Genomic DNA, 16,243 nt, shown 5'->3' with positions numbered 1-16,243 from the left:
GGGGAGGAGTACTGAGTATGATGGGTAAAAGAATAAGGATGATGATGTTAGTGTTTCTGGTTGGGTGTAGCGGACTATCAGGACTATTCGCATCAGAGGCGAACAAGGCTTATGCGGGGAGAGTCTGGAAGGATCTGGGGGACAGTTTCGTTTCGAATCATGATGCAATTGCATCCATGTTTGCGGTTAGTGGCATCCCTCATGTCGCCTATTCGGATCGTACAGAGGGCGGCACCGGTCCTCTCACAGTCAAGAAGTATTTTTACAACCCGAATGGTGGTAGTAATGGCGCGATGGGCTGGACGACGGTAGGCAAACCCGATGGCGGCAGACCCGACGGCGTAATTTCGGATGGTACGGTATCCGCAACGTCTGTGTACAGTAACAATGGCACTGACATCCCTTATATAGCTTATAGAGAGGCAGTCTATCTGCCGGGGCAGTCGACGCCCAATGGTCTCAGCCTCTCAGTCAAGAAGTATAATGATGTTTCGGACCTGTGGGATTTAGTGGGTCCAGCCGGTTTTTCGCCAAATTCAACAGACAACGCATCTCTGGACGTGGACAACAGCACCGGGATCCCATATGTCGCCTACGTCTGGAGCGAGAATGTAAGCAATAAAACCGAATATCGAGTCTCGGTGAGGAAGTACAATGCTGGAACGAATCAGTGGGATTCGTTAGGTGCTTTTCTGGAGACAAAAGCAAATTCCCTATCGCTGAAAGTGTACAACGGCACCCCGTATCTGGCCTATATAGACTTTTCCGCTTCTGGTTCCGGAATTACTACGGGCATACCTACAGTTAAGAAGTTTAATGGGACGAGCTGGGTGTCAGTGGACGGTAAAAGTTCAGCCGGCGCGAGCGCGATTTCGTCAGAGACGACAGCGGGTAATACTCAAATGAGTTTGTACAATGGGAGCCTGTATGTATCCTATCAGAGCGGAAGCGGTACAATGAAGGTTCTGAAATATGATACAACGGTTTCCCCTACAACCTGGGAGACAGTGGGAGCCAATGATATTATAGAAAGCTGGCGTATGGGAAGCAATTTGGTGCTGTATGTGGACAACGAGACCGGGATTCCATATGTGGGCTATATGTTAACGAACTCGGGCATCAGTGAACCCGTAGTTATGAAGTATGTTTCTGATACGGATATGTGGATAAGGATGGGGGATCAACCTCTGGCGGGGCTAGGCGCAACCATCTTTGCGCTGTACGCAGATGATTATACCCCGTACGTAGGGCTGTTGACTGCCAACGGTATCCGTGTCATGTCTATTGTACCTGTGCCGCCGGAAGCGACCTATTCTCCTGCAACTAATGCGTCGGATGTAGCGGTAGGCACCGACCTGAAGCTTACGTTTAGCGAGGACGTAACGGCGGTTAGCGGCAAGTTCATTCACATTATGAAATCGTTGCCCTCGGGCGACATCGAGGAGAGCAAGATTGAGGCGACAGACACCACGCAAGTAACGGTGAACGCCTATTCCTATTATTACGATCCGGAGACCCATACAGGCACGGAGACCAGTCCGGCAGCGACAATCGATCTGTCAGCAGATTTGGAGTACGGCACAGACTACTTCGTACAGATCGATGAGGGAGCATTTAGGAGCAGAGACGATGCCGACTACGCCGGCATCGCGATTACGGATAAAACGACGTGGAAATTCAGGACTGAGCCGGACCCGAATCCGGATACGACAGCACCGACGGCAGAAACCTATTCTCCGGCTAACGGTTCGGCAACAGCCGCGGTGGACACCGACCTGACGCTGACGTTCAGTGAGAACGTGGCTAGGGGGGACGGAAGCAAGAGCATTGTAATCAGGAAGTCGGACGATGCTGTGGTAGCAACGATTCCGGTGACCGACTCATCTGTGATGGTGGCAGGCAATAGGGTGACGATCCATCTGGCGTCCGATTGGTTGGATTACGATACGGTGTACTACGTGACAATTGATCAGGGAGCGTTCACGGATCTATCGATTAACCAAAACCTATACGCAGGTATTACGGATAATACGATGTGGAGCTTTAAAACGGCGGAACCCCCACTTCCTGTTTTTACAGTTGGGGATGGAACGGCAAATAGTCCGTATCAGATCACGAATCCGGACCAATTGAATGCTGTGAGGGATTATTTGGACAAGCACTTTATTGTCATGAACGATATTAACTTGAATGTAGAGCCTTATAACGCAGGCGCAGGTTGGCAGCCGATTGGCGCCTATGATAGCGATCCGCTCAATAGCAAACCGTTTACTGGAAAGTTTGATGGCAATGAGAAAACAATTAGCGGACTTACGATCAAGTCTAATGAAGCGTATTTGGGATTGTTTGGGTATGTCAGTGGTGCAGCAATTCAAAATATGAAGCTGACCGGAGTGGATATTCAACCGGGGACGCCCACTGATGTGGGTGGCGGAACAGTCGGTTCGTTGGCAGGAGCAGTGGATAATTCTGTCGTCACGAATGTCAGCGCGAAAGGGAACATAGTGAATAAGGATCGAACCGGCGGGCTCATCGGGGTATTGGGCAGAGGCTCCAGTGTATCCAAAGTATCTGCTAATGTGGCGCTGCCTCTGCCACGGAATGGGGAATTTGATCGCTATGATCTTCTTAATCCTCCTCCCATTTTATTATCCGGTGGGGTTGCAATCGATTATGATTATCGCGGAGGGCTCGTTGGTCTTGTCAATGGCACTTCCGAATCGCGTGTGTCGATTAAAGAAGGACGTGCCAGCGGCGCCTCCGATTCTATTGAATCGATTATTGAAGGCGGGTCGTACATCGGTGGATTGATAGGTTCCGGAAGCTATGTAGATGTTGAGAGGTCGTATGCGCAAGCGTTGGAGATAACCGGGTACAACCAAGGGAGTAATCCAGTGTTGAAGTTCTCGACGAATGTCGGCGGTTTTGCCGGACAATTTGTCGGAGCAACGGTCAAAACTTCATCTGCCGGTGGCATGGTAGGGACTATGATAACTCAGTACGTCAAGGGGAATGAAGCTGTCGCAGGTTTTGTAGGCAGATCTGAAGACTCCACGTACACGGACGATTTTTCCATATCCCATGTAGATGGCTATACAATAGCTGGGTTTATGCGCGAAGCGGCGGGTACGAATACGATCGATTATGCGTATTTCGCAGGTAAGGTAGAGCAAGGGGAAACCGAATGGTACGGATTTGGACCACTGAGCAGTGTCAACGCAACCAATGCTTATTATGACAATACACGCGTCCCCGGTTCTGACAACGGGAGCGGAGTTGGGAAATCAAGCGTCGCAATGCAAGACAAGGATACTTTCAACGGTTGGAATTTCAGCTCGTTGTGGTCGATTAATTTTGAGGTGAATGGCGGTTACCCGCATTATGGCACTTATGTAGCGCCTTCTGCACCTGCGTTTTCTCCTGCTCCAACAGCCCAGCCTGGGACAGCGGCAGGTTCAACGAGCATTATCTTAAATTCGGGTACGGTTCCTGCTGCGGGAAATCGTCTCGTAGTGAAGGTATCGCCAAGCAGTATTGCGACTCCGAAAGTCGGTGATGCCGTGCCGACAGGAACAGGGGCAACCGATCCTTATACGAGCGGCAACGATATTGCAGGTGTCGATGATACAATTAACAAATATATTGGCTTATATGAAGTTAATGGTAGTGGCGAGATCGAGAGGTTTACACAAATTGAACTCATAAGCAGCGACATTAAACCTGTAACGCCACCGGGTCCAGCCAATGCGGAGACGCCAACGATTAGCACGCAGCCACAGGGTGATACAGTGAGTGTAGGAACTCCGGTTACACTGAGCGTGGATGCGAATGTGAATGACGGCGGAACATTGTCGTATCAGTGGTATGTCAATACGATTGAAAGTAATAGTGGTGGATCTCCGTTAAACGAAGCAACAAGCGCAACGTTTGCTGTACCGACGAATGTAGTTGGATCAGTTTATTACTATGCTGAGATTACGAACACGAACGACAATGCTACGGTCAGTAAAACAGCAACAGTAGCAAGTGCGGTAGTTAAAGTAGAAGTACAAGCGGGTTCGTCTACTCCATCCGGACTCATAGACCCATCGAAAACGTATGAGTGGGAGCAATTGGGCAGCGAGTTACCAGGCGGACATGCCGGTAACCAAGGCATGAGCACCTATTTTGATAACGGTGTTCCGTATGTTGCTCTTTTGGATAGCGTTAATGTAGACGGCGCCTGGAAACGAGAGTTAACTGTCTATAAATATGTAAACAATCAGTGGGAAGCAATTGGCAATAAAGAAGATCTCGTACTAAGGGAAAAAGGGCATGACAATCAAATTAAATTGATTGAATACGTGTCCCTTGTTGTGAAGGACGGCACGCCGTATGTAGCATACGCTCCTGGCGGTGGAGAAATGCTTGTGAAGTACTTTGATGAAGCAGCGGACGAATGGGTGGAAGCAGCGTTCGGTACAGAGACGCCCACGAATGGAGCGTACATGAATATGATCGTCGGTCCAGACCAGGCGATCTACGTGGCGTACCGTGAGAGTGACCTTGGTGGCGGCGTACTACGCGTAAAGAAATATGATAATGAAACGTGGAGCGAAGTAGGAAACACTCCGCTAGAAGTAAACGGCGGATCGTCCCCCACACTAGCATTTCACAATAATCAGTTGCAGGTAATTTACTCCATAATGAACGGCGGATTGAAATTAGCTACACTGAACGGTGCAAATTGGACGAGGATAGATTTAGAGTCTAAGCCTACCCTTTTCCCTTCTATCGTATGGACGACTCAAGGGGAGGAAATCTACAATTATATTACCGAAAATACCCCCGTTTCATTTGGTCATTTTGTTAGTGGCAGCAATACCGCATTAGCGGATACCGGAATGGGAGGATCATTCCTATATGCTACATCTGTGGTAGGGCATAACAATGAACTGTTCATACCATTGAATGACGGTAAGATCAAAAAATCCGACGGAACGAGCGTATTAAGCGGGAATTGGAGCGATCTAACCAACGTACCTAAGTTTGCGGACAATCCGATGGGATTGAAAAACGGTCTTCATATCGATGGCAATGCAGTCTATATCGCTTACACAGAAGGCGGAAAACTCTTCTTCAAAAAGCTCGTTGAGACAGGAGGTTCTGGCGGTACAATCGAAGCGGTCACACCGACGATTACTACACAGCCAATCGGTAAAACGGCAAAGGTTGGCGATACGGTTACATTAAGCGTAGATGCAAATGTGAGCGACGGCGGAACGATATCGTATCAATGGTTCGTTAGCGACACGGCAGGAACTGGAGGTTTTGGCTTCGCCATCTCCGGAGCAACAAGCAGTACCTACCCCGTACCGACGAGTGCGACTGGGACGGCCTACTACTTTGTAGAAGTTACGAATACGAACGACAATGCAACGGGGACAAAAATCGCCAAAGTACAAAGCTCGAAAGCGACAGTAGTGGTAGAAGCCGGTGTTCCGACTGCTCCGACAAATGTGACTGCCGTTGCTGGAGACGGACGGGCGACGATCAGTTTTACTCCTTCGAGCAATGATGGCGGTAGCCCGATTGCGAAATACATCGTAACCTCGCAGCCAGACGGGATTACGGCTGAAGGAACGGGCAGCCCGATTACGATTACAGGGTTGACGAACGGTACGAGCTATACGTTTACGGTGAAAGCGATCAACTCAGCGGGCAGCAGCGCAGCTTCAGATGCATCTTCGGCGGTCGTTCCGCGCGCGCCTTCCGGCGGCAACGGAGATGGTTCTGGAGGCGGCTCGGGTAGTGGCTCAGGGGGCACGGGAAGCAGTGGAGCTAACGGAGGAAAGGGCAACTCGAATGAAGAAGCCGTTATTGTATTGGTGAACGGAAAGGAAGAAAACGCAGGAACGGCGATAACCGGCAAGCGCAATGAGCAAACCCTGCTGACAATTGCCGTAGACCAGAAGAAGCTGGACGATAAACTGGCCGCCGAAGGCCAAGGAGCGGTCGTGACGATTCCGGTCAAATCGAAGTCGGATGTGATCATCGGCGAGTTGAACGGCCAAATGGTCAAAAACATGGAGAACAAGGAAGCGGTTCTCGTTCTCCAAACCGGCCATGCGACCTATACAATTCCGGCCCATGAGATCAATATTGACGCGATCTTCGCACAGCTGGGCAAGCCGGCTAATCTGGCGGACATCAAAGTACGGATTGAAATCTCCGCCTCTCGGGCAGAGAAGATCAAGCTCGCGGAGAACGCCGCTGAGAAAGGTACGTTCTCGCTTGTGATGCCACCGCTTGAGTTCGATATTACAGCGGTTTACGGCAACCAAACGGTTAACGTGACGAAGTTTAATGCCTACGTCGAAAGAACGGTCGCTATTCCGGACGGAATTGATCCGAACAAGATTACGACAGGCGTCGTGATCGAGTCGGACGGTTCGGTGCGTCATGTGCCCACACAGGTGACTAAGAACGGCGCGAGATATTTTGCCAAGATCAACAGCTTGACCAATAGCACGTACGCCATCGTCTGGAATCCGATTGAATTCAGCGACGTCGGGAAACATTGGGCCAAATCCGCAGTTAATGACATGGGCTCGCGGATGGTCATCGATGGAACCGGAGGCGGCAAGTTCACGCCGAATCGGGACATTACTCGTGCCGAGTTCGCAGCGATTCTCGTACGAGGATTGGGACTTAAGCCGGAAAACGGCGTGACAGCCTTCTCCGATGTGAAAGCATCGGATTGGTATAGCGGTGTAATCAACACAGCTTATGCGTATCAACTGATCGATGGCTTCCAGGACGGCACCTTCCGTCCGAAAGACAAAATCACACGCGAGCAAGCCATGCTGATTTTGTCCAAGGCGATGGTGCTTACCGGGCTGGCGGATACACTGTCCGTTCCATCGGCAGACGCGGTGCTGAGTCCTTACGGGGATGCGTCTAAAGTGGCCAAGTGGGCGCAAAGCGGCGCTGCGGGCAGCGTGCAAGCCGGCATCGTAACGGGCAGAAGCGCAGATACGCTGGCGCCGAAGGCGAACATGACCCGTGCGGAAGTTGCGGCGATCGTCCAGCGGCTGCTGCAAAAGTCGGAGCTGATTGAAGTGAAGTAAGTGAAGATGCCATAGAGGTTTAGGGAAAAAGCGTGGGGCGTACCCTGGTCATCCCGGAAGATGACTTAGGGATACGCCCCTTCATTATTAAAATAATCCCCGTCGAATAAAATTAGCCGTCACAGGTGCTTTGCCCACTTCCCTCGACCATACGGACAATTGACCGATATGATGGATTTCATGGGCGATGACATGCCGCATGATTTCTCCGTATTTGAAGATAACCGGCTCGCCGTCTGGCGTTAATTCCGATAGCTCCATTAACTCCATTTCATCGGTCCACAACCTGACAAAAGGACGAACCTCCTCGTGAAACTTGGCGGACAAATCCGTCAATTTCCGCAGGCTGGCATAGGATTCGAACGGCTCCGTGAACTCCGGCTTCCCTTGCAGGCCGGATATCCAACTGAATTCCACGTCCGCAATATGAAACAAGGTGTGCAAAATGCCCCCGACCCCGCCTGCCCGCTTCTTGAGCAGTTCATCTTCGGAAACGTCTTGGCACCAAGCGAACCAGTCTTTCCGGACTTGCCAGTTATACTCGAATAATTTCAACAATTGATTTTCTCCCTTCTGTCCTATTCGCAAGTCCAACCAATGGGATCGAGGCCGCTTCTTCTAAGCTTAGATTGTGAGGCTTCAGCGAAATGTCGTCCTCGTGAACAGCAATAAATTCGGCTAATGTGCCGATTCGGCTTTTGCGAGGTCTCCCGTAGACTTCGTCCCCGGGTTTGAACGCGTTCACCTGTTAGCCAACCTTGACGACAACTCCTGAGAAATCGTTTCCCAGGATAAGAGGGAACTTATAACTCAACAGAAGCTTCACTTTTCCTTTCGGTAATTAACGCTTTGAGTTGTTCCAACGGTTTGCGTACAGTCAATATATAATAATTTTCTATGCCTTTTTTCTCCGAAGCAATAAAACCGGATTGCTTCAACACCTTCAAATGATGGGAGACGGCAGGCCGAGACAGATCGATATGGCTTGAGATCGCATTAACGTTAAGCCCCGATTTGTTTTGCGCGAGTAGCATAATAATAATCATCTACTTAAAAAACTCAAGCGCAGGCTTGGCTTCAAAAAAGGCGTGTCAAATTGATAGTCAATTTGCACGCCTTTTTGTTCACGATTCAGTTGTTACGAAATAAATTCCTGAACCCATACGCCGTTGTAATAAGCGACCCCGATCGTCGTAAAGTTGGCGCTAAGAATGTTAGCGCGGTGACCCGGACTGTTCATCCAGGCATTCATGACCTCTTGCGGAGTGCGCTGGCCTTTAGCGATATTTTCTCCCGCATAACGATAATTGATACCGTATTTCTTCATCATATCGAACGGCGAGCCGTAAGTCGGCGAATTGTGGTCAAAGTAACCGTTGTTGTACATGTCTTTCGCTTTGTCCAGCGCCATCTTCGTCAATGTGGCGTTCGTGGCGGCCAGTGGCTTCAAGCCTGCTTTCGCCCGTTCTTGGTTAACGAGCGTGACAACCTGCGTCGCGAAGGCCGAGTTGGACACTTCCGAGCCCGTATTGCCGCTACCCGTATTTCCCGTATTCCCGGTATTTCCGGTGTTTCCTGTGTTACCAGAGCCAGCATTGCCGTTATTGCCTGTGTTAGGCGTCGAAGGCTTAGAGGGTTGGGACGGCTTGCTAGGATTCGTCACCTGGCCGTTGCCCGTATTGCCCGGATATTGCCCCTGCATAATTTGCTGCAGCAAAGAATTGAAATCTATGCCGAACCGTCCGGCGAGCTGCGCCAGTTGGTCTTGTGTGATGACGTTGCCTACAGGTGCTGCGGACGCCGCTCCTGCTCCTACGGGAACGGAGATCGCGAGCGCCAACGTACCCAGCATCAGAGATTTCTTCAAACCTTTTGCGTTGAACTTCATGAATCTGTTTCCTCCCTTTGGCTTGGAATATCTCAAAGTCTATCAGCCTGATCGGGCGAAAACATGCTATAAAATCTGCCATTCGAAATTATGAGAATCGCCAAACAAGCTGCGCCAAGGCGTCAACGCCAAAAATAATATTATTCTCATAAAGCCGTTCGGCAGGAGAATTCATCGAAAAAAGCGAATGTATATTCGCATATATAGGAAGGAGAATGCGAAAATGATATTGGAAACCCGCATCGTCTGGAAAGAGCCTTTCAAAGCAGTGGGACAGAAGATCCGCTATAAGCCGAGCCGGGATATTGCCCCTTCGGAAAATGAAATATCTCGATTATGGCAGCGCTTTAATCCTCGCTGCCATGAAATTCCACACAAGAATGGCGAATGTTACGGGTTATGTATCATTGAGCCGGACATGCATCCCGGCGACGCGTTCGACTATGTCGCAGCTGTCGGCGTTACCGCATTCGCGGACATTCCGGAAGGGATGGTTGCGGACACGTTCGAGGGAGGACTGTACGCGGTAGTGACGCGAAAAGGGCCGATCGACGAGTTGGGCGCGACGTTCGATTATTATCACGGGGAATGGCTGCCGAACTCGGATTACACCTGCAGGGCGGGGGCCGAGGTCGAGTTTTACGACAGTCGTTATATGGGCAACGACAACCCCGAATCGGTCATGGAGCTGTGGTTTCCGATACGCAGCAAGCGGGAGCTCCCGATCGAGAACCGGGTGGCGAGCCTGTTCGTTCATGTGTCGGATCTGCGGAGAGCGGCCGAATGGTATTCGCAGTTGCTCGGACTGCCGCTTATCGAAGAGCGCCTGAACGGAGGTCCCGTGTACTGGCTCGATCTGCCCAGTACGGGAATCGTGCTCGATTCCAATGCCAACAATCGGCTGAATCCGGACTGGCGGGAGGAGATGAAGCCTCTGTTCATGCTGGCGGCCCGGGAGATCGACGAAGCCTATGCCTACCTGTCAGAGAGAACGCAAGTGTTCGGCGAACCCGAACGACATGGAAGCATGGCTTACTTTAATCTACGGGATTCGGAAAACAACGCCATTATGGTTTGCTGGAGCGCGGACGCGGGACGCGAGGATAGGATGAACGGAGACAGCCCCGTAGCCGCCCGGATCTCCGGAGCGTTCGTCGACGTCACCGATATGCGCCGGGCGTCCGGCTGGTATACGGATTTGCTCGGACTGCCTCTGGACGAGGAACGCGCATCGCAGGCGGTCTATTCCGTGCCAGTCGCGAAAGGAGCGGCGCTGCTTCTGGACTCGAATCGGCATGCGCAGGGGCAGAGTTTCTCGATTCGCTGCATGTTCGATACGAAGGATATTCGGGCCGCTTGCGCTTATGCCGAGAAACAGGGATTTGAATTTCATAGCGGGATTGAGGACCACGGCGCCGTCGCGTTTTTCGTGCTGAAGGATCCGGACGACAATCTGATCATGGTTTGCGAGTCGCGCGGGTAGCTTAACAGTCGATTTATCGTCTTCCTGAGTGGGAGGTCATTTTTACGGTATCCGATTGCGAACATTTTTGCATGTTCGGGCGCACCCCGATATAATTAGAGCAATAATGAGGAAATGGGGTAGCGCCGTGTCGTCATTGGACGAATTCGGCCGCATCCGCCTCTGGACGGAAGGGCGCCAGAAGGCCGATTTTCTGAGTCGCGCCGGCGTTGTGTGCGGCATTGGGGACGATGCGGCGGTCGTGGCGGGCGAAGGCTCGGGAAGCGAATGGCTCATTGCCGCCGACGCGATGGTCGAGCAGGTTCACTTCCTCGACGAGACGATGGGGGAAGCCGATGTCGGCTTCAAGGCGCTGGCGGCCAACGTCAGCGATATTGCCGCAATGGGCGGCGAGCCGAAGTTCGCCCTCGTGTCCGTCTGCGTGCCCCCGGCCTGGAACGAGGAGCGGATGCGGCGGCTGTACGACGGATTGTACGAATGCGCCGAGCGTTATGGAGTGGCCGTCATCGGAGGGGACACGACTTCCGCGCCGCGGGATCTTGTCGTAGCCGTCACGGCCATCGGTACGGTTGAAGCCGGGCGGGCGATCCGCCGCTCCGGGGCGAGGTCGGGGCAAATCGTGTTCCTGACCGGGCCGACGGGCCTGTCCGCTGCTGGGCTACATGCGCTGCAGCGGATTGGCGCCGCGGAAGGCGCGGAGCGAGCCAGACTGGCCGACCTGCTGCCTCAACGGCTGGTGCAGGCCCATCGTCGTCCCGTTCCGTCGGTGAAGGCGGGGCGGATTTTGGCGCAGATGGGCTGGGGCGCTTCTTTGAACGATGTCAGCGACGGCGTAGCCAGCGAAGCCTGGGAGATTGCCGAGGCGTCGCAGGTTAAGCTGGTGTTGAAGGAGAAGCTGCTGCCCTTGTCCGGGGAACTTACTGCTTATGCGGGGGACAACGGGCTTCGAGCAGCCGATCTGGCGCTGTTCGGAGGCGAAGATTACGTGCTGCTCGGCACTGCGGACAAGAGCTGCGAGCAGGAGATGCGGGAGCGGTTGCGGGCGGAAGGCATTCCGCTGTTCGTCATCGGCGAGGTCGAGGCGGGTCAGCCGGGCGTGGAATTGGAATCGGCAGATACCGGGCTGCGCAGGCCTTTGGCCAAGCGGGGCTACAATCATTTTTCCGAAGGGACTATGCAGACATGAATTCGAATGGAACGGGAGACCCGTCGAACCGATACGAGCTGGACATCGCCAGCGAGCTGGCCACTGCCGCCTTCGCGAAGGCGCTGGCCGAATTGGCGTTTCCCGGAGCCGTACTTGCGTTGGACGGGGATCTGGGCGCGGGGAAGACGCATTTCGCCAAAGCCTATGCGGCAGCGCTCGGCGTTGCGGGGATCGTGAACAGCCCGACCTTTACAATTATTAAAGAATATGAAGGAACGAAGCTTCCTTTCTACCATATGGACGTCTACAGGCTGTCGCTGGAAGAAGCGGACGAGCTTGGACTGGACGAATATTTTCATGGGAACGGCGTAACGTTGGTAGAGTGGGCTTCGATTATCGAGCCGATATTGCCGCCCGAGCGGCTGCATCTTCGGCTTGAGACAACCGGCGCAGAGTCGCGTCGAATCGTCTGCCGTCCGGTAGGGCGGTCGTACGAAGCGTGGTGCGCTCGACTTGGGCTCCGTCTGACGGAGGAAGGGGGACATTCAGCATGAAAATAGACGAGGAATTGATCGGAGACAGCGGTTCTGTCACGGTGCTTGCCTTCGATACGTCGACCGCCGCTTTCTCCGCCGCAATCGTCAGGGACGGTTCGCGAGTCGACTCTGTCGCCTCCTTCGCCGAACGCAATCATTCGGTGCGGATTTTGTCGGAGATCAAGGAGCTGCTGAGCAGGAACGGCATGACGGGCGCTGACATCGACGCGATCGTCGTAGGGCAGGGCCCGGGTTCCTATACGGGCGTGCGAATTGCGGTCACAGCTGCCAAAACGCTCGCCTGGACGTGGAGAAAACCGCTGCTCGGCGTCTCGACGCTGGAAGCGCTGGCGCTCGGAGCATGGCGCAAGCTGCGGGAGGAGAACGAGGACATGGCGGACGATCTGGACGTCTGGATCGTGCCGATTCTGGACGCAAGGAGAGGCCAAGTCTATACTTCCCGATACGCGACCGATCATTCCGGCGGCTGGCGGACGGTCGATGCCGACGCCATCCGTCTCATCGTCGAATGGGCGGAAGAGATCGAAGACGAAGGTACGGAGGATTCTCAGGTGGCGGCGATCTGGTTCGTCGGAGAGACTGAACCTCATCAGGCCGCGATCGAGGCTGCGGAGCAATCCGGAACGAGGCTGCGGACGCTTGCTTGGGATATGGACGCGACGGCGCTTGGGCTGCTCGGGGAACTGAGGTTCCGCCTGGGAGAGCGGGATGACATCCATTCGTTCGCTCCGAATTATACGCAGTTGGCCGAAGCGGAAGCGAAGCTGCTGGCAGCGTCGCAGGGAGAGTGACGAGGATGGAATACCGCTTAATGAAGCTGGACGATATCGCCGCGATCGTGGAGATCGAACAGGAAGTCTTTGCGGCCCCGTGGACGGCCGAAGCGTTTCGCAACGAACTGACGAACAACATGTTCGCCAAGTACATGGTGCTGGAGATGGACGGCGACGTCGCGGGCTACGGAGGGATGTGGCTCATTATTGACGAGGCCCATGTGACGAACATTGCTCTTCGGTCGCAATATCAAGGGCAAGGCTACGGCAAAGCGCTGCTGCGCGAGCTAATGAAGACGGCAAGTTACCTCGGAGCCCGGCGCATGACGCTGGAGGTGAGGGTGTCCAATGAGAGAGCTCAGTCTCTCTATCGGAAAATGGGCTTTGCTCCATCGGGAGTGCGCCCAAATTATTACTCGGACAATATGGAAGATGCGCTCATTATGTGGGCGGATCTGATTCCTGATAATAGAGGAGAGTCGGAGACGGCGGGAACGTTGGAAGGGGGAGAGGCATGAGCGCGCAATCGAACGAAGCGACGAAAGGCGGCCTGCTGCTGGCGATCGAGACAAGCTGCGACGAGACGTCCGTAGCCGTCGTGCGGGGCGGCCGCGAAGTGCTGTCTAACGTCGTCTCCAGCCAGATCGACACGCACCGGCAGTTCGGCGGAGTCGTGCCGGAGATTGCTTCGCGCAAGCATGTCGAGTCGATCACGATCATTATTGAAGAGGCGGTGCGCGAAGCGGGCATCCGTCTGGAGGATATCGACGCCGTGGCGGTTACGCAAGGCCCCGGCTTGATCGGGGCGCTGCTAGTCGGCGTTGTTGCCGCGAAGAGCTTGGCGCTGGCGCTTGACGTGCCATTGATCGGGACGCACCATATCGCTGGGCACATTTACGCGAATCGGCTTATTGGAGAGATTTTGTATCCCTCCATCGCGCTTGTCGTCTCCGGGGGCCATACGGAGATCGTGCTGCTCGAAGCGGAAGGGAAGTTTCGCATCATCGGCAGAACGCGCGACGACGCGGTCGGGGAAGCCTACGATAAAGTCGCCAGAGCTTTGAAGTTTCCTTATCCGGGAGGGCCGCATGTCGATAAGCTGGCTCAGGAGGCGACGGAGGAAATCGTGCTGCCGCGTTCGTGGCTGGAGCCGGACTCGTACGATTTCAGCTTCAGCGGGTTGAAGTCCGCTGTGCTGGCGGAAATCAACCGTTCGCGGATGAAGGGCGAATCGCCGGATTTCTCGGCGCTTGCCAGAGGGTTTCAGCAGTCGGTGATCGATGTCGTCACCGGCAAAGCGATTCGCGCGGCGAAGGAGTTCGGCGCACGCCAGATGATGCTATGCGGCGGAGTTGCGGCTAACCGCGGCCTGCGCGAACGGCTCGCCGCGCTGTGCGAGGAGGCGGACCTTCCGCTGTTAATACCGCCGCATAATCTGTGCACCGACAACGCAGCGATGATTGCCGCCGCCGCCGACCTGAAATGGCGCCACGGGCAGTTCTCGTCGCTCGATCTGAAAGCCGAAGCGGTCATGTCCTTGGAGGACTGGTCGGTATAAATCGCCAACTTCGGCAATCGTTCTTCCTCATTGCAGGAGGGCGATTGCTCGGGGATGGCTTCTGAGAAATATAAAAGCTTGCCAGATTGCGATTGTTCGTGGTATGATCCTATTTGTGTCTAAGACACATATTGTCACAGTGTGGAGCCGTGGTGTAGAGGCCTAACATGCCTGCCTGTCACGCAGGAGACCGCGGGTTCGAATCCCGTCGGCTCCGCCATGATTTTACGACTACATAGTTAACTAGCAAGGAGCAGAGCGAACTCTGCTCTTTTTTTGTATCGTGCGAGGAGGTGGAGAGGGTGATCCGTCGCGGAAGATTTGCGCCTACGCCTTCCGGGCTGCTGCATATCGGCAACGCGTTTGCCGCTTTGGCCGCTTGGCTGCAAATTCGGCAAGCCGGGGGCGAGTTCGTGCTGCGTATCGAAGATATCGACAAAGCCCGGTCGCGTCCCGCTTTCGCCGATCAGATGCTGGACGACTTGCATTGGCTTGGCCTTGACTGGGACGAAGGTCCGAGGAAGGGAGGGTCATACGCTCCGTACGTGCAAAGCGCTCGCGAGCCGCTGTACGAAGAAGCGTTGGAGAAGCTGCGGCTGGCCGGCCGGCTGTATCCGTGCTATTGCAGCAGAAGCGATCTCGCTTCGCTGGCTAGCGCGCCGCACGGCTTGTCGAGCGAGGGCGTCGCTTATCCGGGAGTATGCCGCGCTCTGACCGCCGAAGAGCGGGAAGCTAGAGCCGCGTTCAAAACCCCCTCGCAGCGCTTTACAATGCCGGAAGGCAAAATGGAGTTTGACGACGGATGGAGAGGACCGCAGTCGTTTGAGGGCTCGGCTCTCGGCGATTTTGTCGTGAAACGGGCGGACGGGATGTTCAGCTATCAGTTGGCGGTTGTCGTGGACGATGCGGCGATGGGAATCACCGACGTGCTGCGCGGGGCGGATCTGCTCGATTCTACGCCAAGGCAGCTTGCGCTGTATGAGGCGCTGCAGCTGCGTGCCCCGGCCTTCTCGCATATCCCGCTGCTGGCCGACGAGCGCGGAAGCCGCCTGTCGAAGCGCGACAAGTCGCTAACGCTGCTATCTTTGAAGGAGAGCGGAATCGCCTCCGAGCGCTTGTTGGGACTACTTGCGGCCCTGTCCGGTTGGATAGATCGGCCGGAACCGGTTGCGGCGGCGGAGCTTATCCCGCTGTTCAAGCCGGTTCGCGGCGGAACGCTGATTTTCGGGAACGATCTGCGAAGCTGGTTGTTTGTTTAAGCAATAGAGGTCATCGCGTAGATCCATGCGCGGTGGCTTTTTTGTTAGGAGGAGGGGGGATGTGGACAAAGTTATCCACAGCGCATGTGCATAATGTGGATATATCGGCGAAAGCGTTGGTGCGCAAGAGGTCGCTTATGAGGGGAGCGGGGGATGAGTTTTTCACAGCTTTTCTGTGGATAGTGTGGGCAATGTGAATAAAATCGTGAAAAACGGATCCGGATTGCAGGGGTTTAACCAAAATGCTTGCGTGCCAACCGATTGAAAATTATCAGAATATTAATAACCATCTGAAAGGTGTCCGCAGCCTGTGTATAACTATGTGCATAAATTCAAGGGGATGAATGCCAGATCACCGAGGCGTCTCATGAGCGTGCAGGTCAGTCGTTTTACCGTCGTAGTCAATCGAATTACCTCGCCGTCAAAGAGGAGAATGAACGGTATAATCAATGTCGCGCACAACGGTAAA

12 protein-coding genes, 1 tRNA gene and 1 pseudogene are annotated in these 16,243 nt (G+C 54.0%); 10 read left to right on the top strand and 4 right to left on the bottom strand.

The window, feature by feature from the left end:
• Window positions 1–17: 17 nt before the first annotated feature.
• Entirely contained in the window at window positions 18–7,109 is a 7,092-nt protein-coding gene (locus tag J4772_RS04880) for an S-layer homology domain-containing protein (RefSeq protein WP_209074363.1), read from the top strand.
• 87 nt (window positions 7,110–7,196) lie between these two features.
• Here J4772_RS04880 and J4772_RS04875 read toward each other — a convergent pair whose 3' ends face one another.
• From J4772_RS04875 to J4772_RS04860, 4 genes and pseudogenes are all read right to left on the bottom strand, one after another.
• Window positions 7,197–7,667, bottom strand: coding sequence for a DinB family protein (locus tag J4772_RS04875; protein ID WP_209074362.1), 471 nt, complete (start codon window positions 7,665–7,667; stop codon window positions 7,197–7,199).
• Between the two features lie 22 nt (window positions 7,668–7,689).
• A pseudogene (locus tag J4772_RS04870) lies at window positions 7,690–7,941 on the bottom strand (alcohol dehydrogenase catalytic domain-containing protein); the annotation flags it as partial.
• Window positions 7,913–8,143 carry an ArsR/SmtB family transcription factor gene (locus J4772_RS04865; RefSeq protein WP_247741163.1) on the bottom strand — a complete coding sequence of 77 codons (231 nt, stop codon included), beginning with the start codon at window positions 8,141–8,143 and terminating at the stop codon, window positions 7,913–7,915. The gene J4772_RS04865 and the pseudogene J4772_RS04870, both read right to left, overlap by 29 nt.
• A gap of 104 nt (window positions 8,144–8,247) precedes the next feature.
• Window positions 8,248–8,997, bottom strand: a complete 750-nt coding sequence (locus J4772_RS04860; protein WP_116060089.1) for a CAP domain-containing protein — start codon at window positions 8,995–8,997, stop codon at window positions 8,248–8,250.
• A gap of 223 nt (window positions 8,998–9,220) precedes the next feature.
• Here J4772_RS04860 and J4772_RS04855 point away from each other — a divergent pair, with 223 nt between their 5' ends.
• The 9 genes from J4772_RS04855 to J4772_RS04815 all read left to right on the top strand — a co-directional run bounded on the left by J4772_RS04855 (window position 9,221) and on the right by J4772_RS04815 (window position 15,971).
• The gene (locus J4772_RS04855; protein ID WP_209074360.1) at window positions 9,221–10,480 is read left to right on the top strand and encodes a GyrI-like domain-containing protein; all 1,260 of its coding nucleotides are present in this window, start codon (window positions 9,221–9,223) and stop codon (window positions 10,478–10,480) included.
• 127 nt (window positions 10,481–10,607) lie between these two features.
• Window positions 10,608–11,666 (top strand): thiamine-phosphate kinase, encoded by a 1,059-nt coding sequence (gene thiL / locus J4772_RS04850; protein ID WP_247741021.1) that lies wholly within the window; start codon window positions 10,608–10,610, stop codon window positions 11,664–11,666.
• On the top strand, window positions 11,663–12,181 hold the full coding sequence (tsaE, locus tag J4772_RS04845) for a tRNA (adenosine(37)-N6)-threonylcarbamoyltransferase complex ATPase subunit type 1 TsaE (RefSeq protein ID WP_209074358.1): 519 nt from the start codon (window positions 11,663–11,665) through the stop codon (window positions 12,179–12,181). Before thiL ends, tsaE begins: the two co-directional genes overlap by 4 nt.
• Window positions 12,178–12,975, top strand: a complete 798-nt coding sequence (tsaB, locus tag J4772_RS04840; RefSeq protein WP_209074357.1) for a tRNA (adenosine(37)-N6)-threonylcarbamoyltransferase complex dimerization subunit type 1 TsaB — start codon at window positions 12,178–12,180, stop codon at window positions 12,973–12,975. The genes tsaE and tsaB overlap by 4 nt, the downstream gene beginning before the upstream one ends.
• Window positions 12,976–12,980: 5 nt before the next feature.
• Window positions 12,981–13,475, top strand: a complete 495-nt coding sequence (rimI, locus tag J4772_RS04835) for a ribosomal protein S18-alanine N-acetyltransferase (protein WP_209074356.1) — start codon at window positions 12,981–12,983, stop codon at window positions 13,473–13,475.
• Window positions 13,472–14,515 carry a tRNA (adenosine(37)-N6)-threonylcarbamoyltransferase complex transferase subunit TsaD gene (tsaD, locus tag J4772_RS04830; protein WP_209074355.1) on the top strand — a complete coding sequence of 348 codons (1,044 nt, stop codon included), beginning with the start codon at window positions 13,472–13,474 and terminating at the stop codon, window positions 14,513–14,515. The genes rimI and tsaD overlap by 4 nt, the downstream gene beginning before the upstream one ends.
• Before the next feature lie 143 nt (window positions 14,516–14,658).
• Window positions 14,659–14,735 (top strand) — tRNA-Asp (locus tag J4772_RS04825).
• 85 nt (window positions 14,736–14,820) lie between these two features.
• Entirely contained in the window at window positions 14,821–15,774 is a 954-nt protein-coding gene (gene gluQRS / locus J4772_RS04820; protein WP_209076952.1) for a tRNA glutamyl-Q(34) synthetase GluQRS, read from the top strand.
• 59 nt (window positions 15,775–15,833) lie between these two features.
• Window positions 15,834–15,971 (top strand): hypothetical protein, encoded by a 138-nt coding sequence (locus J4772_RS04815; RefSeq protein ID WP_209074354.1) that lies wholly within the window; start codon window positions 15,834–15,836, stop codon window positions 15,969–15,971.
• Window positions 15,972–16,243: the final 272 nt, after the last annotated feature.

It is taken from the genome of Cohnella sp. LGH (assembly GCF_017671885.1).
In the GTDB taxonomy this organism is placed as follows: Bacteria; Bacillota; Bacilli; order Paenibacillales; family Paenibacillaceae; genus Cohnella; species Cohnella phaseoli.
The sequence above is the reverse complement of the archived record's forward strand: the minus strand, read 5'-3'. Positions and strand labels throughout refer to the sequence as shown.

Excerpts from the sequence above, each read along its gene's own strand:
- J4772_RS04880 (WP_209074363.1), top strand. The coding sequence starts at position 18 with ATGATGGGTAAAAGAATAAGGATGATGATGTTAGTGTTTCTGGTTGGG.
- J4772_RS04865 (WP_247741163.1), bottom strand. The coding sequence starts at position 8,143 with ATGCTACTCGCGCAAAACAAATCGGGGCTTAACGTTAATGCGATCTCA.
- J4772_RS04860 (WP_116060089.1), bottom strand. The coding sequence starts at position 8,997 with ATGAAGTTCAACGCAAAAGGTTTGAAGAAATCTCTGATGCTGGGTACG.
- J4772_RS04855 (WP_209074360.1), top strand. The coding sequence starts at position 9,221 with ATGATATTGGAAACCCGCATCGTCTGGAAAGAGCCTTTCAAAGCAGTG.
- tsaE (WP_209074358.1), top strand. The coding sequence starts at position 11,663 with ATGAATTCGAATGGAACGGGAGACCCGTCGAACCGATACGAGCTGGAC.
- tsaB (WP_209074357.1), top strand. The coding sequence starts at position 12,178 with ATGAAAATAGACGAGGAATTGATCGGAGACAGCGGTTCTGTCACGGTG.
- rimI (WP_209074356.1), top strand. The coding sequence starts at position 12,981 with ATGGAATACCGCTTAATGAAGCTGGACGATATCGCCGCGATCGTGGAG.
- tsaD (WP_209074355.1), top strand. The coding sequence starts at position 13,472 with ATGAGCGCGCAATCGAACGAAGCGACGAAAGGCGGCCTGCTGCTGGCG.
- J4772_RS04815 (WP_209074354.1), top strand. The coding sequence starts at position 15,834 with ATGTGGACAAAGTTATCCACAGCGCATGTGCATAATGTGGATATATCG.